The following is a 21,623-nucleotide window of genomic DNA, read 5'->3' on the forward strand; positions in this document are numbered from 1 at the left end:
TGCCGAAAGAATGGACCCAAATACGCTTTTGGAACGGTTACTGCGGCTTGAAGAGAAGATCGAGGAGTTAAAACGCGAAAATGCTCTTCTACGTCAAGCGCAACAAGCCCAGGTCGCATCGAAAAAGGGAGAGGAAACTGCTACCGCAGCCGCACGCCCTGAAGCGGTCGCCGCTGCCGGCACCATTCGCCTATCTGTAGACCCGGCTACCGGGCAGATCGTAGATGCGAGCCCTGCAGCCGTGCGCTTCTTCGGCTATGGCGTGGAAGCCCTCCGAGGCCGGCACATCGCTGACCTCGATCTCCTCTCACAAAAAGGAGCACCCCTGCCTACGCCGGGAGAGGCGGCATCCCTCTTTCGTGCACGCTATCGTCTCGCACAAGGCGAAGTGCGCGATGCTGATGTGTTCATCTACCCTATTGTCCGTGAAGGACAGCCTCTGCTGCAGTACACGATCTTTGATGTCACCGAACGCGAAAGCGACATCCGTATCCTCCGTCGCAACGAGCGGCGCTTTCGCCAGATCGTCGAACAGGCAGCCGATCTCATCTACCGAACCGACCCCTCTGGCTATATCACCTACATCAATCCCGCCGCCATGAAACTTTTTGACTACTCTCTCGAAGAGTTGCGTCGTGTTCACTTTTCAGAACTGATTCACCCGGACTACCGTGCCGAAATACTCGCTTTCTATGCACGCCAGGCCTCATCGCGCACCCCATCCACCTACTGTGAGTTTCCCATCATCACCCGGACAGGAAAAATGGTGTGGATCGGACAGAGTGTCCAGCTCTTCACCCGTGATGGCCGTATTCTTGGCTTCCAGGCCATTGCACGCGATATATCGGAACGCAAACAGGCCGAAAAGCTCATTACCGACCATGTCGCACGCCTCCACCGTCATAACCGCCGGCTCCACGAGCGCCTACAAAAACTTGAACGTATCAATATAGACCTCGGTGGTATGGCGATGACCGACTATCTCACAGGGCTGCGCAACTACCGCGCTTTCCGAGATCGCCTCAACCACGCTTTCCAACATGCCCGCAACACCCGCACAGCTCTCTCGCTTCTGCTCATAGACCTCGATCACTTCAAACGAGTCAACGACACGCGCGGTCACGCAGCAGGCGACGCCCTCTTGAATACCCTCGGCTCACTGCTTCAAACGCGCGCGCGCTCCACGGATGTCGTGGCTCGCTATGGAGGCGAGGAGTTTGCTGTTATCCTGCCTTTCACCGACCAGAGCGGTGCCGTCGCCCAAGCGGAGCGCCTACGAGCGATCATCGAACACACCTTTTCCAACGATGGAGTTACGGCCAGCATCGGCGTTGCCTCCCTTTCCGAAACGGTCAATAGCCCAGAAGACCTTATACGCCAAGCCGACATCGCGCTTTATGCCGCCAAACAACAGCGTAACGCCGTGCGCCATTACGCCCAACTAACCCCTGAAACACAGCAAAACATTCTCCAAATCGTCACCCGCCAGCCTGCCGCTGAAGGGACAAGCGTCGAGGAGTAATAGCGTCACCAAACAGGCTATATTTAGCACCTTGTCTATCGCATGAGAGCCTGTTCTTATTCCTCCTCCCCTGTTTGGCAACACCTATCGAACTCCACCACACTCTTCTCTGGCCGTAAGTCCGGTAAAATAAGAGAGCGGTTAAGGAGAGAGATATGCAGCGGCAAAGCGTGGTCGTTATCGGAGCCGGTCTGGCAGGGTTAGTGTGTGCTCGCATCATTCAACGTGCCGGTCATTATGCCCATCTCTATGAAGCTTCGGATGGCGTGGGCGGTCGAGTCCGCACAGACTACCTAGATGGCTTCCTGCTGGATAGGGGATTCCAAGTGCTTTTTCCATCCTATCCCGCCGTGCAGGCGGAGATCGATCTCGATGCCCTTCGCCTACACTCCTTCCTCCCCGGAGCCCTCATCTATCTCCAAGATAAACTCTACCTGATCGCCGATCCCAGCCGGGCACCCTCCACACTCCTTGCTACCGCGTTTGCCCCTATCTTCACCATAAAAGACCGACTTCTTGTCCTACGCCTGAAATCCCAATTGCAAAAGCTCTCCGCCGAAGCTCTCTTTCAGTGGCCCGATAAAACCACCGAGCAGTTTCTGAAAGATTATGGCTTTACCGACGCCTTCATTAATCACTTTATCCGTCCCTTCTATGGCAGCATTTTCTTAGAAACACGTCTACAGACAAGTGTGCGCATGTTTGCATTCGTTTTTAAAATGCTGGCCGAATCGCAGGCCGCCTTACCGGAAAACGGCATGGGCGCCATCGCTGAGCAGATCGCCGCCGGCTTAGCTTCCAACAGCCTTCATCTCAATAGTCCCGTCGTAGCTCTCTGGAAAGAAGGGGATCGCGTGAAAGGAGTTGTTCTGGAAAACGGTGAACGCGTTGAAGCCGATAAGGTGGTGCTGGCAACCGAGTTCCACCAAGCAGCGAAACTAGCCGGACTTCATTTGCCTGCCACATGGCGCAGCACTACAACGGTCTATTTTGCTCTTCCTCATGCTCTCTACCCAGAGAAAGCTGTGGTTCTGTTTCCGGGCGCCGGTCGGTTTGTCACGAGCGCAGCACTCGTCTCTAACATCGCCCCATCGTACGCTCCGCCCAGGCAACATCTCCTTGCCTGCAACATCGTTGGCGATCCGGCCATGGAGGATGAAGAACTGGTCCAACGCGCCAAACAGGAGCTTGCTACAGCCTTCCCCGATGCCGACATCAGCTCCTGGCGACACCTGCGCACCTACCGCATCCCCCATGCCCAGTTTGCCCAACCGCCGGGCATCTGGGAGCTGCTGCCTCCCATACAAACACCCTACACCGGGCTTATTCTCGCCGGTGAGATAACCGTCTCAAGCTCTATCCATGGGGCGCTTGTCTCAGGACGCCGTGCGGCAGAGCTTGCTCTCGAAACCACCGATCTGCCGGTCTAACCCCCATGCTGAGTCTCGATCGGCTTGCCGAACTTCGCAAAATAAGTCACATGGGAAACCAGCTCCATGCACCTGCTGTCCGATGGTTATCGCACGTGCCCTTACCCACAACCTTGGTCTGGTTGCCCGAAACCGTTAGTACCGACGAGGAGGCATTTCTGCTGGCAGCACACTTTCTCGGCGAATCGCTTGATGGCCTCTCTCTTTCCCGCGATCCCCTTGGCAAACCCTACCCTGCCCGCCAGGGACATTCTATTCCCTGTCTACATATCTCCAATACCCACGACGGGGGTCAACGCCTCCTTCTAGCCGCCAAACACGAAAACCTGGTAGGCGTCGGGCTTGACATGGTCTACCTGCCGCGCATGCGTAGCCCATACAAAAATAGAGCCTACCTCCACCGTCTAGCTGCCCGCTTCATGGCACATGTAGAGTTTGAGAGGTTCCAACGCGCGGCTCAGCAAGACGATGAAGAGGCTTTACGCCGCCGTGTAGCGGCCCATTTCTCTCTAATGGAGGCAGCCTCAAAGGCACTCGGCACCGGCCTTAAGATCGGAGCCTTTATGGGGCATTCGGCCTCTTTGCCTCTTTCGGCGCTCGGAGCTCTCCAAATCGAACCCTGGGTGCAACTTTTCTTTGACGATCTCGCAAAAACTCGTCTTGTCACACTCAAAGCGCAACGATGGGAAGCCTACTGGGGTTCTGATGATACCTATCTCATCAGCGCAGTGTTTCTCTTTGGAAACGAGCAAAGTAAACAGGCTTTGCAGCTAGATTATCCTTAGCATTAACTGATACGAAGAGAAGGGACTCTTAAGCCCTAGTTCGTTTGGTTTAGCCTCCACCCTTGGGCAATAAAAGTCCGTACTCCTCTTGACGAAAGGCCTTCTTTCATGCCATATTAAATGCAGCATGCGGGAGTAGCTTAATGGTAAAGCTCCTGCCTTCCAAGCAGGCGACGCGGGTTCGATTCCCGTCTCCCGCTTCCGCAAAAGCCCTGATTTCCTCCCTCCTTCGCCAAGCCTTCCCCTTAGCCCAACGCCTATCTCCCAATCCGCCCCAAAAGAACAAAACCTCCTCCACCCTAAACACCCCAATATAAGGTACAATAGCCTACAATTTACCTGTATCTAACACCAAGAAGCATACTTCTATGACACACAATGAACGCGATAAACACCTCGCCATGTCTCTCAATAGACGCGAGGTTCTAACCCGAATCGGAGCAGCCGCCGTTGCCTTCTCGGTTGCCAGCTCCACAGAGGTTAAAGCGGGCAAGCCCCCTCCTAAGCCTATCCTTCTAGAAAATGGCGGCTTCCGCTATGAGTGCATTCACGATTGGCTAACCCCTCCGCCCGACATAGAATGGGGAGATACCCATGGCATCGCTATCGACTCTCATGAGCGCATCTACATCGCCCACACGGTAGGCCCTAATAGCCGCAAGGGCGATGCTATCCTCGTTTTTGATAGGCATGGACGGTTTCTCAAATCGTGGGGCGAGCGGTTTAGGGGAGGAGCACACGGCCTTGACCTGCGCCGTGAAAACGGACGTGAGTATCTCTACCACTGCGACATCAACCGCAAAGTCTTTGCCAAAACCGATCTCGACGGCAACCTCATTTGGGAAAAGGGTACCCCGACGGAAGCCGGTGTCTACAAGGATGGCGCCCCCTTCAATCCGACAAATATCGCCCTGGCCGATAACGGAGACTTCTATGTGGCCGACGGCTATGGTTCAAGCTACATTCATCAGTACAACATAAAAGGCGAATATATTCGTACCTTCGGTGGACCTGGAACAGAGCCGGGCAAGCTCCAGCAGCCTCATGGCATCTGGGTTGATAAGCGCGGCTCGGAGCCACTGCTGGTAGTTGCCGATAGAGCGAACAACCGTCTTCAATACTTTACTCTTGATGGTAAGCATGTGGGCTTTGTGACAAATGGCATGCGCCTACCATGCCACTTCCATGTGCAAGGAGAACTGTTGCTGGTGCCCGATCTCGACCATGTGGTGACGATCCTCGATGGCAAGAATCAGGTTGCTGCCCAGCTTGGCGATGGTCGAGGAATGCCGGAGATGCGCGGCCATCCACGCTCCGATTTCCCACCAGGAAAATTTATCCATCCTCATTCTGCTAAGTTTCTTTCCAATGGCGACATTCTTGTGGTCGAGTGGGTGCCTATTGGACGTGTCACCTTGCTGCGTCGCTTAAGCTAGGAAGTTGCCTGCCTTACTCCTTAGCCGATGCGGCATTTGCTCCTGTCGAGAGGATTATGATATACTCATCTGTAGGGTGCGCAGAAGAAGCTCCACTGCCGATGGCATCGAGCATGAACTTCTGCTCTACCTTAAGCCCCCGTAGCTCAGTGGATAGAGCAACCGCCTTCTAAGCGGTCGGCCGCAGGTTCGATCCCTGCCGGGGGCGTGTGCCCCTCTTTTCCCAACTTGCCCTCATGGGCTTTGGCAACCGTTGATCACCCCCCATGTTGTCAGTCAACACCTCAACTTACGCGCTTGCTGCCCCATAAAATGCCGAGAACAGATTGCAATAACAAGCCGGCGTCCGCCCTCTGTAGCTCATTAAGCAGGAAGGAGCCAGAAAGATAACGAATTTAGAGGGAAAGATCAAAATCTCTCCCTATGTACCATAAACTCGAGAACCCATCATGAAGATACTTGTTTCTGTGAAGCGGGTACCAGACCCCTACGCCAAGGTACGGCTAACCCCGCAAGGGGCACTCGACACCGTCGGCCTCAGTTGGACGATGAACCCTTTCGACGCCATCGCCCTCGAGGAAGCCCTTCGGCTGCGTGAAAAGGGGGTCGCCACCGAAATTACCGTGGTGAGCATCGGCGGCCCTGAAACCGAAGAAACGCTGCGCATGGCGCTCGCCATGGGGGCAGATCGGGCGCTCTGTGTTCTTGAAGAACGTCCTCCCGACCCCCAAAGAGTAAGCCACCTTCTCGCTGCCATCTATCATCGAGAACAGCCTCAGCTCATCTTGATGGGCAAACAGGCTACCGACGACGATTCCAACCAAGTCGGACAGCGCCTCGCTGCCCTTCTGCAACTGCCACAAGCCACCTTTGCCTCCTCCGTCCGCGTGGCATCCGATGGACAAACCGTGCAGGTTACACGTGAGGTGGATAGTGGTAGAGAGATACTTGAGCTTACTCTGCCCGCCGTCATCACCGCAGACCTGCGCTTGAATGAACCGCGCTATGTAGCCCTGCCCGCTATCCTGAAAGCGCGCTCAAAACCGCTCCTACGCCTCCCCGGTAGCGAGCTGGTGCCTCTGTCCTCGCCAGGCTTCCTGCTTGTAAAACGCGAAACACCCCCGCCACGCAAACCAGGCCGCAAAGTCCAAAACGTGGAAGAGCTTATCACTGCCCTTCGTGAGGAAGCCAAAGTCCTGCCCAACAAACACGCTTGAGAGTAGAGATATACGATGACTCAATGGATAGTTCTTGCCGACACCGATGGCGAAACCGTTCTGTCATCCACGCTGTCCGCTATTGGTTTCGCCCAGCAGTTCGCTCCCAACAACTTCTCTCTTCTCATCATTGGAGGATCAACGAGCGCCGACTCGCAAGAGCTATGGCGCCAGTATGGGGCAAAAAAACTGCTAATTGTCTCACTACCCGAGTTGGCCCATCCCACTGCCGATAAGGTCGCCCCTGTCGTCGCCAAGGCCATGCAAACAGAAGGAGCAAGCTGGCTTGTTGGTCCTGCCTCCTCCTTTGGTCGTGATCTTCTGCCTCGAGTGGCTGGACTGTTAGACCTCCCGATGCTTTCCGAGATCATCCACGCCGAACGAGATGAGGCCGGCTTCCTTTTTCAACGCCCCGCCTACGCAGGCAACCTGCTTGAAACCTACCGACCGGTAGCCAATAGAGGCGTCCTCAGCATACGCACCTCCGCCTTCCAGGCAGAAACCACCGCCACGCAGAGCCCGGTAGAAACGTTGAATCTGGCTCCCTCCGAACTTCCCACCTCTACTCGGTGGATCGGGCAAGAAAAATCCGACCAAAAACGCCCCGACCTAAGTGCCGCCCGTGTCGTCGTTTCAGGCGGCCGCCCCTTGAAAGATGCCGCTACCTTCGAACGTCTTATCGGAGGCCTTGCCGACCGCTTAGGCGGAGCCGTAGGGGCCACGCGCGCTGCCGTAGATAGTGGGATCGCTCCAAACGAGTTGCAGATCGGCCAAACCGGTCGAGTGGTCGCCCCTGACCTCTATATCGCTGTAGGTATTTCTGGCAGCGTACAACACCTGGCGGGCATGAAAGATTCTAAAGTCATCGTAGCTATTAATAACGATCCAAATGCGCCTATCTTCGAGGTGGCCGACTATGGGCTTGTGGCCGACCTCTACAAGGCTGTTCCTGAACTCCTTGAAAAGCTCTGACCATGCCAACCCGCACGATCTTTTTTCATATTACCGCCTTCCAACAGGCATGCTTCTACGTTTTGGCGCTGATCAGCACTGGGATCGCTCTATTCCCCATCCTGCGCCATGCGCAAATCTGGCTTCGAGCCGGCCTCTCATTCTCCCTAAAGCGCAACTTTCAACATCTCTTATCGCTAGGCAGCGAAGTGTTTGCACATCGCCATGTTCTACGGCGACGTTATGCGGGCACAGCCCATCTTCTGCTTTTCTACGGCATGCTCGTCCTCTTTATTGGAACCTGCATTGTCGCCATAGAACACTACGGAGCCTTCTTTTTCGGCCCTCATTGGCTCTACCGTGGTTGGTTCTACTTAACCTGCAAAACCACTCTAGATATCTTTGGGCTAGCCCTCGTCATCGGCCTTCTGCTCACTCTGCTGCGCCGACACCTCTTTCGATCTGAGGTACTTGGCCACACGCCGTGGGATACAGGTTTTTTACTGCTCCTCCTCGTAGCCACACTTACGGGCTTTCTCTTGGAAGGGGCCGGACTAGCTGCCGATCCCTCACGGCATGCCTATAGCGCTTATTCTCCTATCGGGCGGTGGTTCGCCCTGCTCTTTCCACACCTATCTCCAACCGGTTATGTCCTTATCTGGTGGGTTCATGCGCCCCTTGTACTTGCCACCATCGCCGCTCTTCCTTATGGACGGCGGCTCCATCTGTTTACCGCTCCTCTCTCCATCCTCCTCCAACCTAACTGGCCAATGGGCGTTTTAGAGCAGGAAACGATGGAGAAAGTAGAGCAAACCGGCCGCATAGGCATCGGAACTTTAGCCGATCTCAATGGCAACTACCTCCTGAGTCTCGATGCCTGCATGGAGTGCGGCAGATGCACCGAAGTCTGCCCAGCCTATGCGGTGGGGAAACCCCTCGACCCCAAACAGATCGTGCTCTCCCTAAGACAACAGATGGGGGCACCTGCTCTCTCAGGAACCACTACCGACGTTATTGACGACGAATCGCTTTGGGCATGCACCAACTGCCATGCATGTGTGCGAGAATGCCCTGCAGCCATTCGTCATGTTGACCTCATTGACGGCATCCGCAGATACCGCGTTGGAGAAGGACGCCTCAGTGGCTCGGCAGGCACTATGTTGCGCCAACTAGCAAGTCAGAAGAACCCATGGGGACTTCCGCCCTCCCAACGAATGGAGTGGGCGAAAGGGCTGGAAGTTCCTCTCGCAGAACCCGGCCAAAAAACGGATACCCTGCTTTGGGTGGGATGTGCCGGGGCTTTCGAGCCACGTGCCCAGGCCACCATGCGGGCGCTTGTGTCGCTCCTCAACGCTGCCGAAGTTCGCTTTGCCGTGCTCGGCCCGCAAGAACAGTGTACGGGTGACCCCGCCCGTCGTATTGGGGAAGAGTTCCTTTTTCAACAGCTTGCCTCTGAAAACATCGCCGTGCTAAATAGCATTGGCGCCTCTCGAATTCTAACCGCCTGTCCCCACTGCTTTCACACGCTTAAAAACGAATACTCCCAATTCGGCGGCAACTACGAGGTACTCCACCATACCCAGTTTCTTCAGCAACTTGTGCAGAGCGGTCGCCTTAAACTAGAGCGCGCCGCACAAACTTCCATCACCTATCACGATCCCTGTTTTTTAGCACGGGTTAATGGGGAAACCAAAGCTCCTCGTGTTCTGTTGCAAACGCTTACAGACCGACCGCTAAAAGAGCCAGAACACCATGCCGATCGCACTCTGTGCTGCGGCGCAGGAGGAGGACGCATGTGGATGGAGGAGGCTGGCACCCAGCGGCCTAGCACCCGAAGGGTGAAAGAACTTTTATTAACCGATGCCCAAACCATAGCGGTCAGTTGTCCGTTCTGCAAGGTCATGCTAGGCGACAGCCTTGCCACCTCTGAGCAGAATGCGGCTCACCTTGCCGATATCTCCGAGTTGCTACTCGCCTCCCTTGCGAAAACCGATCCGTCCACTCCATCGCAAACCACAAGGCAAGGTCATTAAGTTCGCTATATTCCCTACTGCTGCCTCTGCTCACCACCCTCATGAGGCCCAAACGTCCACTGAAAACCGATATAACTCATAAAACTGGTGTCGCCACTGAACGTTCGGCCGAAAGAAAAAAGCAGATGATGCCCATCATCGAAGTTGTACTGCCCTCCGAAGTTAAAGCCCATTGTGTCGCTCTCTCCTACCGCCGGCGAGGTGTTATAATACACTTCCCCACCAAGGGTTAGATGCGAATTGAGGTCTTTTTGCAACAGCCACCCTAAATAGAGGTAATCATGATTGCCTGCACCTGGGTTGATCCAGTAGCCCCCACCCCCATAGGTCGTCCAGGCACCCCAGCTTTTTTGCAACCATATGGGCAAAAAGGTCTGAAGATGGCCGGAGCCTAATCCGCGACCGGCATCGCCTGTAGGCACCTCAAGCAGCGGAAAAATGCCGACCATCGGGCGTCTCCGCCCCTCCTGTACGAAACGATATTTCACACCTAGCTCTATATCGCCAAATCCATAAAGCAGAGGGCTGCCTGTCGCTTGCGAAAAAGCCATAGGGAGAATAATATGCAGTTGCACATTGGGCACAATACCGTTATTTACCTCAACATGAGGCAGCGTACCACTTGTGCCATCCTTCGTGTGCTCATAGATCGAGGAGATATATACCTCCCAATGATGCCATTCTACCGGCTCTGGGTCGTCGGTAATGAAAGGAGGGCCTGCGAATGCTGCCTGTAACGAAAGCGACAAGAGGAAGCAAAAGGTCAAAAGACGGAAGCCTGAACGCAACGCCTTGCACGAAACAGACAAAACTGTATCCTCCTTATTTTTTAATGATCGGTATTGAGCGGAAAGGATAGGGTATTAGGAAGGCATACCTCGTTGACTTTGTAGCGCCGCATAGGCGAGTTGTGCGGCGAGATAGACCTGCTTCAAGGGCACACTATGTGCCAGAGCAGCCGCCTTCACATCCTCATACTCCGGCGATGCCGTGCGCTCTATACCGCGCCAGCTGCCGATCTTAATGCGAATCGGGCCATAGGGCGTCTCGACGCTCTCCCATCGCCGTGCCAGTACATAACGCTCCATTAAGGTATGACGAATGCCGAAAGTGGTAGTTTCGGTGAAAATTATCTCTGCAAGTGTTTCCCTGATTTCCGCAGGCCCTAACACGGTTAGCAGAGTTGCCGGACGGCCTTTTTTCATGTGAATAGGCGTTAAATAGACGTCGAGTGCGCCTGCTGCAAAGAGACGCTCCATAAGAGGCTCATACAACTCCGGTGAAAAATCATCGAGGTTGGTCTCCAGCACCACCACGCGCTGCGGCGTCTCTTCCTCTGTCTCCACAGATACAGCCCTCTGTTCTGCGGCTATCAGGAAAGGAAACGCCTCCCTCGACAAGGGCGGTGTTGGTTCATCGCGCAACTCGGCAATCGCGCGAGGGAGCAAAGGCATGAGAACTCCTAAGGAAGCCTGAACCTCATCCAAGGCAAGCGGTAGATTCACAATGAGCACCCGATTTCTTAGGCCTGCAAGCCCTCGTGAAAGCAACAAAGAAGGCGCCTGCATGGCCCCCCACAGCCGTATGCACTCCATCAGCCCCGGCGCCTCCCTTTGAATCACCTGCCTAGTGGCCTCCGGTGCGGAAGCGCGTGGAGAAAAGCCGGTTCCTCCCATTGTCAACAGCAGCTCGCAGCGGCCATCGCTCCAACGACGCAGCGTCTCGGCGATCTGCACGGGGTTGTCCGGCACAACCTGCTGCTCCACAAGCTCCCAACCGTGCGTTTGGAACGTCTCCTCTACCCAGCTTCCTACTAACTTCGCCTCCTCTGCCCCCCGCGCAAGATCATCCCCAATGAACAGAAGACAGTAGCGAAGCGCCTGGCTCACGATCCCTTAACCTCCGCAAGTAACTGGTCAATGACCTTACTATAAGGCTCCGGGTCACGTGGGGCCCCCTGCCAAACGCGACATATGCGCCCCTGAGGGTCTATCAACACGCTCACCGGAACATCCTCAATGCATCCAAATTGACGCAATAGCAGCGGAGTCGCCATACCCTGCGGTGGAATCACGTTATTGCGACGACAGTAGTTGCGTATGTCGGAGGCTGTGTTGTTCCCCACTACTACCCCGATAATATCTACCGGTTTGCCCACATAGCGCTCATAAAGGGCATTGAGGTCTGGTTGCTCTGCTATACAAGGGCCGCAGTTGAACCCCCAAAAGGTGAGGAGGGTAATTCGCCCGCGTTGCGTTTTCGGGGTCAAGGTGCGCCCATCTATCATTCGCAACGTGAAGTCTGGGCATGGAGCGGTTAGGGTAGGCTCTATGGGGCCAATAGCGGCAAATTGGCGACTTACAGGCCAGTGTACTTGTTCAGTCTGCCACCATTGTATCCACCGAGCTGCCATCTTTTGGCGCAACGTTGGAGGCGCCAGCATCGAGACATGCCAAGGCTTATGCAGCCAATGTGCTAGCGCACTCATTGCCATTTGGGCAACGTTGACATCCGCATCTTCCGTCGCCCGCACTAACACCGGCACCAAACTAGGATCAAGCCGCTGCTTATGACGCTCCGTAATTAGGGCGAGTTGCGTCGCCGCATCTTCCCGCACCCAGGGGTCCTCATCCTGTAGGGCTGCAGCCAACAACTGCTGCCCTTGCATAAAGTCCATACGCGGCAGTTCGTAAAGCGCCCTGCGACGCACCTCCGAGTCGCAATCTTGAAAGGCCTGTTTCACCGCAGAGATGGCCTCCGGGGTTTTCCAGTTACCAAGCTGGTCTACCGCCGCATAGCGCAAGCCCGCGCTGGAATCGTGTACATACTGTAGTAATAAGGGCAACTGCTGGCTCTCCGATAGCCCACCGAGTTTCGTCATGAGCGCCGGCAAGGCGTCCTCGCTGTTTCCATGCAGGGGATCAAGCGGCGGTAGAACCGGCTGCTCATGCAGATGGCGTAAAATCAAGGCTATCAGTATCGCAAAAACGGCAACTCCGATGAACGTTGGCCTCAGCGCCGGTCGCGTGGCAACCGATTCATCGTTAGATAGCATTTTCGATGACATTATTCCCCCTCCTATCCGGAGTTAAAAGGCGTCCCTAAAGCCTTTGCAAAGCTCCAGCAACGGCGTTGGCAAACAGACGACGAAGTCGCAATACCCCCGTCCCGTCGTTCTGTTTTTCATAGTAAACCCGATTCGTCAATAAAGTGAGTACTAGGTCTAGCTCCGGATCGATCAGCAAAAGCGTTCCGGTAAATCCCGTATGCGCAAAGGTCTTCTCCGAAAGCAGATCGCCCTTTGGCAGATAACCGCTCGGATAGGCGAACCAGCCGATGGTATGAGCGTTGAGATGAGGTGGATTTTGATTCGTCTCCATAAGGCGGCGCGCTAACGGGCCTATGAGTGGGGCAAAAAGAGGTAATTCCCCCTCTGGCGGGCGCAGCCCCAGCACATAACGCGCTAAATCGGGTGCTGTAGTGTAAAGCCCGGCATGCCCTGCCGCTCCTCCCATCCCACGTGCGTTGGGGTCGTGCACTTGTCCTAGAGGCGCAGAGGTTACAGCAAGCCAGGATTTCAAATTTTCAGCAGGGAAATAGCCGCTACGCTCCATGCCAAGAGGGTCGAATATTCGCTTCTTGGCTAAATTTGGTAACGCTTCACCCAACTCACGCTCAAGCACAAAACCCAAAAGGATGTAACCAAGGTCGCTATAAGCATATCTTGTTCCTGGCTCTGCCTCTAGCGGCGTAGCAAGAATCAGCTCTAAAGGGTTGCCCGTCTCGTTTACATTGCGCCAAGAGGGCAAACCACTTGTGTGAGTGGCTAACTGTTTGAGAGTCACCTCACCCAAAGGCGTCTCCTTTGCCTCAGGCAGAGTCCATCGTAATGGCTGTTCAAGATGGAGCTGCCCGGCTTCCACACACTGTAGCAGCAGGGTAGCCGTGATCGTTTTGGAGAGAGAAGCGGCATCAAAAATGGTGTCTATCTGTGCGGCAACGGGTGGGGTCGCGTCCGGCTGCGCTAGCCCTCCGGCCCCCATGGCGGCAACCTTCCCGTGCCGCATTACAAGATAAGTGTAAGCGGTGTACAGTTGCTCCTCTATACCCCGATTTAGCATTCTCTCCACAGCCTTCAGTCGCTCCGGATCAAACCCTAAAAGTTCCGGCGAGCGCACCAGTCTCTCAATCGGCATACCGACCCTCTCTCCCATTGACGAACAGACGTTTAAGTCGCCTATCTGTTCGTCAGTCGCGGCGACTTATCCTTCTTGGGGCCGAGCTGGGAAGCTATTGCCTGCGAAAAATAAAAAAGATAGGGCTAGCTGCCCGTTGCCAACGCACGATCCGCACACACCGATAATCCCCACTCAAAACCATCGGAGCCTCCTGCCTTAGCGCTTTAGCCTCTTTAGGGCGCAAACAAAGCCACCTTGGGCGAAAGCGTGTGACCATACAAAGCAGTGGCTTCGATGTCCGATAGCAGGGCAACACCTGGGGCGTCACCAAACCGATCATGTCGAGAATGGGTCGTTCCGAGTAATACCCAATGGTGCCAATAGGCTCTAGCAAAATAAGGTCATTCGGCGCAGCATGTCTCCGAAACCAAAGCCCTGTGGGCCGTAGCACCTCATCCTCTTCTAGTTGAGGTTGTTGAATTTCAACGATCAAGTGCGGTAAGTGGAGTAAACCCAGGAGAGCGATGAGCACAAGCCCCCCAGCCTTGATAAATCGCCATGCACGCTCAGAAGCAAATCGGTTTGAGGAAAGATAAGCCCACCCTGCTCTGGCGAAAAAGCGCCCTCCAAACGCTGCAGTCATCAGGTAGAGCGGCCAGGGAGGGAGAAAATACCAACTGAAAGCCGGTACCGGTGAGCCGAGCATCGTGCCGTAATAGATCGCCATCCAACCGAGCGGAATGAGTAGCTGCCAACGCCTTTTTAGCAGGCTTTCTCCTAAGCCGACCCCAAAAAGCAGAGTTAAGATATCCTGAAATAGCCCTCTGTCAAACTGTGTTTTAAAAGCTTCCAGAATCGCTCTATGAGAACTGGCCATAGTTACTTTGTAGACCGTCAGCTTGGCCACAACGGAAGAGGGCATCGGCGAGCCGAAATAGAGCAGCGCAAAGAGGAGCCAAGGCAGCACGATCAGGCCGGCGATAGTAGCCCCGCCTCCATCGAAACGCCGACTCCGATAGATTTGGGCCACCAAAAGCAAGCCCCCCAACACCAAACCATCAATGCGCAACAAGAAGAGTACTGCGGTTAAAACCCAGAGCGAGAGCGAATGAGAACGTGCAAAGGCAACTATGGCCGCCATGCCAACACATGTTACCAGTCCCGTCTCCATACCGCTAATACTCACGCTTATCGGCGTTACACCAACGGCATACAGGAGGGCGGCAAGCAATCCCGCGGTCGGTGCGCGCATCTCCTCGGCGAACTTACAGATAAGCCAGCAGGTTACCCCGTCCGCTACAATATTAAGAAGCTTTCCCAAGAAGATCGCGGGCAGATGTAGCCACAGAAAAAGGGCAAGAATGAGCGTGTAGAGCGGTGTTGTGGTTCCTAGAACGTGCTGACCGGCATTATAAGTAAACCCTTCTCCCAATGCAATATCGCGTGCATACCGCAAGGTAATGAAGAAATCTTCTCCTGTTGAATGTGTTTTTAGGGACACATAGGATCGAATAGCAACAGCAAAAACGACAATAACCCATGTGTAGGCACGATTCTCCCGAAATGAGAGGCGCCACCTTTCATCCGCGTGGTTTGTCATGGGGAGAGAGCTTTGGCGTACCGATAGGCTTTTAGCGATCTTCTCGTTGCCGGTGCAAGGTTAAGAAGTCCTTCAGATCGGCAAGTGAGTAGTGCTCTTTTGTTCGCAGACGCCCCTTACGCTGCTCATGGAAAAGGGCCCACCGGAGAAGCCATCGGTTCTGCATCAAAAAACGCTCACGTCGCGCACGCAGAGACAAGCGCCGCCCTTGTCGTGGTAGTGCTGCCATCATGCTGTCCTGTGCCAGTGCAGAAGATCGCCGACGCCGACGCTTCGTCGAAGGCGATTTCGCTTCTTCAAGTTTGGAAGCCGCCTTCTTAGCACTCCGACGCGCCAGCATCCCTTCCGTTAACAGCGTCCCCATCATCAGATCGGCCAACGGAAAGAGCACACAGAAGTTCCAACGGTGGTAGCGGTGATGCAGTTTATGGTGCGTCCGCAAAAACTGAAACCATTGGAAGCGCTCGACAAAATGCCCCCGCGGAACATGAATGTTCCAATGGACATACTCGTAGGTAACAAAATAGAGTAGCATCGTCGCTAAAGCAACCCATAAGGTGTGGTGGATAAGAAATCTATCCACAAGCCAGGCGATCGGCAGATGAGCAGCCAAAATGGCCGGCAGCGCGTAGGGCTTTAAAAGGACATGATCGGGATGCCCGGTCTCCTGAAAATAGAAACTCTCATCGCCCTTATATCGCGTATGATGGACGAGCGTGTGCCTATGAAAGGCCTCCCGAGGAAAACGGGGGCGATGCATCCAACAGCAGTGCCAATACCACTCAAAAAAGCTTCCGTAGAGTATCCAAAAGAGCGCTGTGCCCAGTTGTGTCAAAAATGTGATCATCTCTCCACCTCCTTTAAAGCGGCCGCCGAGGTCATCTCAGAAGTACATCCTATACCCACGGCATCGCTTCTCGGCGTAGATTTTACCCGAAAGCGATTTTAATAAGGCAATGGTACGGTCACTATCAGTGAGGGTTACAGCAGCTCTCAAGATAACCACATCGGCGACAATGCAGCTTTGCTCCCATCTGCTCTATAGGAATGGGATGATAGCACACCGGACAGCGCAATACTTCCTCCTCTGTCACGCGAGGGCTTGTAGCCACCTCAAGCTTCGTTTTTTCTGGCGTTTCTTCTAAACGCGCCTTGGTCTTCTCCACAGATATCCCTCCAATATGAGCGACTATAGAATCTTCTTCATTATCCCACAAAAGCCCTCTCGCCCTCTTGCCATAACGGTTATAAAACTGCTACAATGATTGTGAACAGAGTCACAAACTTACTCGACACCCATTCTGCGAAACCGAAGGAGCAAAATTTCCGCATGGCTATTGGACATGTCGTACAGGTGCAAGGACCGGTCGTAGACCTAGAGTTTGCACCGAATGAGTTGCCTGCCATCAACAATGCCATCAAGATCAAAGACCCTGCCCGTAACATTGACCTTACCGTGGAGGCCGCCCAGCATTTGGGCAACAATGTGGTGCGCTGCATTGCCATGTCGAGCACCGACGGCCTTATCCGAGGCATGGCCGCAGAGGATACCGGTCAGCCTATTACCGTGCCCGTCGGACGTGAGACTCTCGGCCGCGTCTTTAACCTGCTCGGTGAACCCATTGATGAAAAAGAGCCTGTACAAGCCAAACTACGATGGTCTATCCATCGTCCCGCTCCGGGCTTTATTGACCAAAGCAGCACTCAAGAGGTTCTTGAAACAGGTCTTAAAGTGGTAGACCTCCTTACCCCCTTCTTAAAGGGAGGAAAGATCGGCCTTTTCGGAGGAGCCGGGCTCGGTAAAACGGTGCTTATCCAAGAGCTTATCTACAATATCGCCACCGAACACGGAGGGTTCTCCGTTTTCGCCGGTGTTGGAGAGCGCACGCGCGAAGGCAACGACCTCTGGCTAGAGATGTCTGAATCGGGCGTCATCTCTAAGACGGCCATGGTCTTCGGCCAAATGAACGAACCCCCCGGCGCCCGTCTACGCGTTGCCCTCTCCGCACTTACCATTGCCGAGTACTTCCGTGAGGAAGAAGGCCAAGATGTACTTCTCTTCATAGATAACATCTTCCGGTTCGTACAAGCAGGTTCCGAAGTTTCGGCCCTTCTCGGGCGCATCCCTAGTGCAGTGGGGTACCAGCCCACACTCTCCACCGAAATGGGCGCTCTACAAGAGCGCATCACCTCCACAAAACGCGGTTCCGTCACCTCTGTACAGGCCATCTACGTTCCTGCCGACGACCCCACCGACCCGGCCCCGGCAACCACCTTCTCCCACCTTGATGCCTACGTCTATCTTGAAAGACGTATCGCCGAAAAAGGCATCTATCCGGCGGTCGATCCGCTCGCCTCTACTTCGCGTATCCTCCAACCCCATATCGTTGGGGAGGAGCACTATGCTGTCGCACGGGGGGTTCAACAGATACTGCAGCGCTACAAAGAGCTTCAAGACATTATTGCCATACTCGGCGTGGACGAGCTTTCCGACGAAGACAAGCTCGTTGTCGCCCGAGCTCGGCGCATCGAGCGTTTCCTTTCTCAACCCTTCCATGTCGCCGAACAGTTCACCGGCCTTCCAGGCAAATATGTGCCCCTGAAAGAGACTGTGCAATCCTTCAAAGAGGTTCTTGAAGGCAAGCACGACGATCTTCCCGAACAGGCCTTCTATAACGTCGGCAACATCGAAGAGGCTGTTGAGAAAGCGCGCAAAATGCAAGGGAGCTAACGATGGCAGAGACGTTTCAATTCGATCTCGTCACTCCTGAAAGGCTTCTGCTTTCTGAACCGGTAAGACTAGTCAGTGCGCCCGGTGTGGAGGGTTCCCTTGGTATCCTGGCAGGCCATGCACCTCTGCTCGCAGAGCTGGGCATCGGTGTTATTCGGGTCGAGCGCCCCAATGGCCAGGTGGAGCTGGTAGCGACTAGCGGCGGATTTCTACAGGCCACGCGCGACCGAGTGGTTATTCTGGCCGATACAGCAGAGCTGGCCTCTGAAATTGATATCGAGCGGGCACGCGCCGCTGAGGAGAAAGCCCGCCAATTGCTTGAGATTCCAGGAGAGCTTAGTGCCGAAGAGATACGCAAAATGATCGAGCGTGCCCAAAATCGCATTCGGGTCGCCCAAATGCACCAAGAACAATAACATTACATTTCGGAACCGACCCACAAGCCCCCTACCGTTCGGCAGGGGGCTTGTTGCTTGGTTCTCTTTTCGACATCGGCAGTCGTTAGCTATGCTCGGCTAAGCGTTGTACTTCAGTAGGGTCGACATGAATACCGGGTCCCATGGTAGAAGAGAGCGTAATGCGCTTCAGATACTTCCCTTTGGCAGAGGCAGGTCGGGCTTTAAGTAAAGCGGAAACCAAAGTGATGAGGTTGGCCTTAATCTGCTCGGCAGGAAAACTTGCCTTCCCTATCGGTGCGTGGATAATCCCGTTCTTGTCTACCCTATACTCCACACGTTTAGCCTGTTTGATCTCTCGAACGACCTGAGCTACATTGGGCGAGACGGTTCCGGCCTTTGCATTGGGCATGCGCTGTTTGAGTATCTGCCCCAATCGAAACACCAGCGGCATCACATCCGGGTCGGCCACCAAAATATCGCAGTTAGCTCCACCCTCTTTCTGAATACGCTCTACAAGGTCTTCGGCTCCCACCAGGTCGGCCCCGGCCGCCTTCGCCTCTTCGGCTTTTTCACCGCGAGCAAATACCCACACCACACGCGATTTACCCGTACCGTACGGCAGCGTTGTGGTGCCTCTCACCATCTGGTCGCCATGGCGGGGGTCTACTCCCAAGTTGATGGCGGCCTCTACCGTTTCGTCAAATTTCGCGGTCGCCTTCTGCTTCACAAGCTCTACAGCCTCATCCAAGGGGTACACGTCCCCGGATTTTATGTTCTTGGTGAGATCGAGAAAACGCAGGCTGTGTCGCCTTGGTCGACTCGATTTCGCCCTCCTGCGGGCTGCAGTAGAAAGCCCGTGTTTCTCTTCTTCAGCACTCTCGGTGGTGGATACCACAACCTCTGTATCTGCCATTAATCTCCTCCTGTGGTCGTTACGGAGCCGTATAGGCCCCTCCCAACTATTTTTTCTTCTTTGGTAAAACGAGTTTCACGGATGCAGGGGTCTCCCCGTCCAACGTCAGCTCTGAGGCACGCTTCCCAATGGCTAGCCAAATAAGAGCGACAACGGTCAACCCCCAAAGACCTAGCCCATACAAGATTCCGAGAAGGTAGGGCTGCCAAGGCTCGTGGGGTATTTCCCAATCCACCACCCGCGCGATGCAGGCAAGGCTTATAAGAGTGGTGAAAAGCGCTACCCACACGGACCAGAAGTAGAACCGCGCACGCCGCTTGTTCCTCTGATCGACTCCCACATGATAGACCAGATGATAATCTATTCGACACACCCACTCACGCACCATCCCCCATAGTACAGAAAGGACGGATAACACGGTCATCGAACAAGCGAACGGCTGTAGATGCATAATAGAACTCTCCAGGTAGCCTCTATCGTACTCAGCCCACGATCTCTAGCCCCATCGAACGAGCTGTGCCCTCGATGATCTTCACAGCTCCCTCCAAATCCACTGCATTAAGATCGGGCAGCTTGGTCTGTGCGATCTGCAAAAGCTGCTCACGCGTTATTTTACCAGCCCGCTCATGGCCGGCACGCCCCGACCCTTTCTCAATACCGGCTGCCTTTTTCAGAAGATCGGTTGCCGGTGGGGTTTTCGTGACAAAGGTAAAGGAGCGATCCTCATAAATGGTAATCTCAACGGGAATCACAGAGCCGGCGTACTGTGCAGTCTTCTCGTTGTAGCTATCAATGAAGTTTTTCAGATTGATTCCGTAGTGGCCCAACGTTGAGCCAACAGGCGGAGCTGGGGTAGCCTTTCCCGCCGGCAGCTGCAACTTCACCACAGCGGTCACCTTTTTTGCCATTCCTTCTTCCTCGCTTTAGAACTCTTGTTTAAACTGAACTTAATCCAAGCGCTCGATCTGCTGAAAATCCAGCTCGACCGGTGTATCCCGTCCAAAGATGGAGATGAGCACGCGCACCTTTTCCTTGTCCGGATGAACCTCTTCGATGGTACCTGTAAAGTCGGTAAACGGTCCGGAAACCACGCGGATCACCTCACCCTTTTCAAAACGCACCACCGGCGTAGGTGCGGCTCCCTCGGCAGTATTCAGAAGAGCCTGAACCTCATGTTCCTGAAGCGGTACCGGCTTACCGCCTGGCGGTATGAAATCTATCACACCTGTCGTGGATTTCACGAGATACCAGGTATCGTTATCCAGCACCATTTCGATCAATACATAGCCTGGATAGAGCTTGCGCTTGACCTCCATCTTCTTTCCGCCCCGCGAGCGAAGCTCGACCTCCGTCGGAACCAGAATCCGACCTATTTTGTCGTCGAGATTCATCGACTCGGCACGACGCTGGATATTGGTCATCACCTTGTTTTCATGACCGGTGTAAACATACACCGCGTACCACTGTTTTTGCATAGGCACCTGTTGTGTCACAAAAAGGTCACCCTCAAACGCTTCCTGGCCTCTCATTGTGGCAGAATATGTTTTATGAGCCAAGCAAACACGATATTCAAAATCCACATGTAGGCCCCAATCACCACCACCACGGCAATCACTTGCCATGTCAGCCGATTAGCCTGTTGCCAGCTAGGCCAGGTGGTTTTCTTTAGCTCTTGCCATACCTCACGAATAAACACAATGGGGTTCTGGCTCGATTTAACCACCGAAAGAGGTTGTTTCTCAATCGCCATCTTGATGTCGCTCTTTTCCTTATCTTGGGGTTCATACGCCGCCTTTTGAGCTTAGCCCCCTCATGCGGGCACTGAGAGGAAGGGCCTCGGCCTTTAGCGGCGCAAACCCTCACTACCCACCTTTTGTCCCAAGGAGACAACAGGGGCAGAGAGACTCGAACTCCCGACCTGCGGTTTTGGAGACCGCTGCTCTACCAACTGAGCTATACCCCTTCATCTATCTTTACGCTTTTTCTGTTGCTGCTTACACCAGTGCTAACGAGCCTCACGGTGAAGCGTGTGTTTGCGGCATGAAGGCTGTGGGCAGTATTTTCGCAACTCCAACCGCAACTGCTGGTTGTTATTTCCCGTTCGGCGGCGCGTTGTCGTGTAGTTGCGTGACTTGCACTCGCTGCAGGCCAGCACAACAATCACCCGCGCTTCTTTTTGTGGCATCCAGACCTCTCCTTAAGAAAGTCGAAACCGAATACACCATCTTATGAGGTTCAGCATAGAGGGAGGGCGATTGAACATACGCCCTCCCTTCATAGTGCATCCCCTATTCGAGGACTTTGGTAACGACACCGGCTCCTACCGTGTGTCCTCCCTCCCGAACCGCAAAACGCAAGCCCTCCTCCAACGCTACCGGCTGAATTAACTCCGCCGTTATCCGTACGTTGTCCCCAGGCATCACCATCTC

Annotated in this window: 22 protein-coding genes, 3 tRNA genes and 1 pseudogene; 11 read left to right on the forward strand and 15 right to left on the reverse strand. The window is 54.4% G+C overall.

Features of this window, described 5'->3' with window-relative positions; genetic code table 11:
* The 9 genes from VKV18_RS05845 to VKV18_RS05885 all read left to right on the forward strand — a co-directional run.
* The coding region (locus tag VKV18_RS05845; RefSeq protein ID WP_324203290.1) for a diguanylate cyclase at window positions 1-1,522 on the forward strand (1,522 nt) is incomplete at its 5' end.
* Window positions 1,523-1,677: 155 nt separating this feature from the next.
* Window positions 1,678-2,952: an NAD(P)/FAD-dependent oxidoreductase gene (locus tag VKV18_RS05850; protein ID WP_324203291.1), complete on the forward strand. Its 1,275-nt coding sequence runs from the start codon at window positions 1,678-1,680 to the stop codon at window positions 2,950-2,952.
* 95 nt (window positions 2,953-3,047) lie between these two features.
* Window positions 3,048-3,737, forward strand: a complete 690-nt coding sequence (locus VKV18_RS05855; RefSeq protein WP_324203292.1) for a 4'-phosphopantetheinyl transferase superfamily protein — start codon at window positions 3,048-3,050, stop codon at window positions 3,735-3,737.
* Between the two features lie 129 nt (window positions 3,738-3,866).
* Window positions 3,867-3,937: transfer RNA gene (locus VKV18_RS05860), tRNA-Gly, on the forward strand.
* 168 nt (window positions 3,938-4,105) lie between these two features.
* Window positions 4,106-5,173: a hypothetical protein gene (locus VKV18_RS05865; RefSeq protein ID WP_324203293.1), complete on the forward strand. Its 1,068-nt coding sequence runs from the start codon at window positions 4,106-4,108 to the stop codon at window positions 5,171-5,173.
* Between the two features lie 135 nt (window positions 5,174-5,308).
* A tRNA-Arg gene (locus VKV18_RS05870) sits at window positions 5,309-5,381 on the forward strand.
* Between the two features lie 241 nt (window positions 5,382-5,622).
* Complete coding sequence (locus tag VKV18_RS05875; protein ID WP_324203294.1) at window positions 5,623-6,390, forward strand: electron transfer flavoprotein subunit beta/FixA family protein; 768 nt, start codon at window positions 5,623-5,625, stop codon at window positions 6,388-6,390.
* Window positions 6,391-6,405: 15 nt separating this feature from the next.
* Window positions 6,406-7,362 carry an electron transfer flavoprotein subunit alpha/FixB family protein gene (locus tag VKV18_RS05880; protein ID WP_324203295.1) on the forward strand — a complete coding sequence of 319 codons (957 nt, stop codon included), beginning with the start codon at window positions 6,406-6,408 and terminating at the stop codon, window positions 7,360-7,362.
* A 2-nt stretch (window positions 7,363-7,364) separates the two neighbouring features.
* A complete protein-coding gene (locus tag VKV18_RS05885; protein WP_324203296.1) occupies window positions 7,365-9,374 on the forward strand; it encodes a (Fe-S)-binding protein in 2,010 nt (669 codons plus the stop codon).
* Window positions 9,375-9,388: 14 nt separating this feature from the next.
* Here the strand turns inward: VKV18_RS05885 and VKV18_RS05890 are convergent, their stop codons facing one another.
* From VKV18_RS05890 to VKV18_RS05920, 7 genes are all read right to left on the reverse strand, one after another.
* A complete protein-coding gene (locus tag VKV18_RS05890) occupies window positions 9,389-10,183 on the reverse strand; it encodes a transporter (RefSeq protein WP_324203297.1) in 795 nt (264 codons plus the stop codon).
* A gap of 54 nt (window positions 10,184-10,237) precedes the next feature.
* On the reverse strand, window positions 10,238-11,263 hold the full coding sequence (gene larC / locus VKV18_RS05895; RefSeq protein ID WP_324203298.1) for a nickel insertion protein: 1,026 nt from the start codon (window positions 11,261-11,263) through the stop codon (window positions 10,238-10,240).
* Window positions 11,260-12,441: a HEAT repeat domain-containing protein gene (locus VKV18_RS05900; RefSeq protein ID WP_324203299.1), complete on the reverse strand. Its 1,182-nt coding sequence runs from the start codon at window positions 12,439-12,441 to the stop codon at window positions 11,260-11,262. The genes larC and VKV18_RS05900 overlap by 4 nt, the downstream gene beginning before the upstream one ends.
* A 34-nt stretch (window positions 12,442-12,475) precedes the next feature.
* Window positions 12,476-13,570: a serine hydrolase domain-containing protein gene (locus VKV18_RS05905; RefSeq protein WP_324203300.1), complete on the reverse strand. Its 1,095-nt coding sequence runs from the start codon at window positions 13,568-13,570 to the stop codon at window positions 12,476-12,478.
* 94 nt (window positions 13,571-13,664) lie between these two features.
* A complete protein-coding gene (locus VKV18_RS05910) occupies window positions 13,665-15,152 on the reverse strand; it encodes a hypothetical protein (RefSeq protein WP_324203301.1) in 1,488 nt (495 codons plus the stop codon).
* Between the two features lie 31 nt (window positions 15,153-15,183).
* Complete coding sequence (locus VKV18_RS05915; RefSeq protein WP_324203302.1) at window positions 15,184-15,999, reverse strand: sterol desaturase family protein; 816 nt, start codon at window positions 15,997-15,999, stop codon at window positions 15,184-15,186.
* 124 nt (window positions 16,000-16,123) lie between these two features.
* Window positions 16,124-16,318 (reverse strand): hypothetical protein, encoded by a 195-nt coding sequence (locus VKV18_RS05920; RefSeq protein ID WP_324203303.1) that lies wholly within the window; start codon window positions 16,316-16,318, stop codon window positions 16,124-16,126.
* A 164-nt stretch (window positions 16,319-16,482) separates the two neighbouring features.
* On the opposite strand from VKV18_RS05920, the gene atpD reads away from it, so the two are divergent.
* Window positions 16,483-17,883 carry a F0F1 ATP synthase subunit beta gene (gene atpD / locus VKV18_RS05925; RefSeq protein WP_324203304.1) on the forward strand — a complete coding sequence of 467 codons (1,401 nt, stop codon included), beginning with the start codon at window positions 16,483-16,485 and terminating at the stop codon, window positions 17,881-17,883.
* Window positions 17,884-17,885: 2 nt separating this feature from the next.
* Window positions 17,886-18,299, forward strand: a complete 414-nt coding sequence (gene atpC / locus VKV18_RS05930; RefSeq protein WP_324203305.1) for an ATP synthase F1 subunit epsilon — start codon at window positions 17,886-17,888, stop codon at window positions 18,297-18,299.
* 85 nt (window positions 18,300-18,384) lie between these two features.
* Here the strand turns inward: atpC and rplA are convergent, their stop codons facing one another.
* From rplA to tuf, 8 genes and pseudogenes are all read right to left on the reverse strand, one after another.
* Window positions 18,385-19,194, reverse strand: coding sequence for a 50S ribosomal protein L1 (gene rplA / locus VKV18_RS05935; protein ID WP_324203306.1), 810 nt, complete (start codon window positions 19,192-19,194; stop codon window positions 18,385-18,387).
* Between the two features lie 46 nt (window positions 19,195-19,240).
* Window positions 19,241-19,645 (reverse strand): hypothetical protein, encoded by a 405-nt coding sequence (locus VKV18_RS05940; protein ID WP_324203307.1) that lies wholly within the window; start codon window positions 19,643-19,645, stop codon window positions 19,241-19,243.
* Window positions 19,646-19,676: 31 nt separating this feature from the next.
* Complete coding sequence (gene rplK / locus VKV18_RS05945) at window positions 19,677-20,102, reverse strand: 50S ribosomal protein L11 (RefSeq protein ID WP_324201034.1); 426 nt, start codon at window positions 20,100-20,102, stop codon at window positions 19,677-19,679.
* Between the two features lie 39 nt (window positions 20,103-20,141).
* Window positions 20,142-20,687, reverse strand: coding sequence for a transcription termination/antitermination protein NusG (nusG, locus tag VKV18_RS05950; RefSeq protein WP_324203308.1), 546 nt, complete (start codon window positions 20,685-20,687; stop codon window positions 20,142-20,144).
* A gap of 32 nt (window positions 20,688-20,719) precedes the next feature.
* Window positions 20,720-20,944, reverse strand: coding sequence for a preprotein translocase subunit SecE (gene secE / locus VKV18_RS05955; protein WP_324203309.1), 225 nt, complete (start codon window positions 20,942-20,944; stop codon window positions 20,720-20,722).
* A 140-nt stretch (window positions 20,945-21,084) separates the two neighbouring features.
* Window positions 21,085-21,157 (reverse strand) — tRNA-Trp (locus VKV18_RS05960).
* A 42-nt stretch (window positions 21,158-21,199) separates the two neighbouring features.
* The gene (gene rpmG / locus VKV18_RS05965) at window positions 21,200-21,379 is read right to left on the reverse strand and encodes a 50S ribosomal protein L33 (RefSeq protein ID WP_016481988.1); all 180 of its coding nucleotides are present in this window, start codon (window positions 21,377-21,379) and stop codon (window positions 21,200-21,202) included.
* A gap of 103 nt (window positions 21,380-21,482) precedes the next feature.
* Window positions 21,483-21,623: pseudogene (gene tuf / locus VKV18_RS05970) on the reverse strand (elongation factor Tu); the annotation flags it as partial.

The sequence above is a fragment of the Chthonomonas sp. genome (assembly GCF_035294505.1).
Lineage (GTDB): Bacteria > Armatimonadota > Chthonomonadetes > Chthonomonadales > Chthonomonadaceae > Chthonomonas.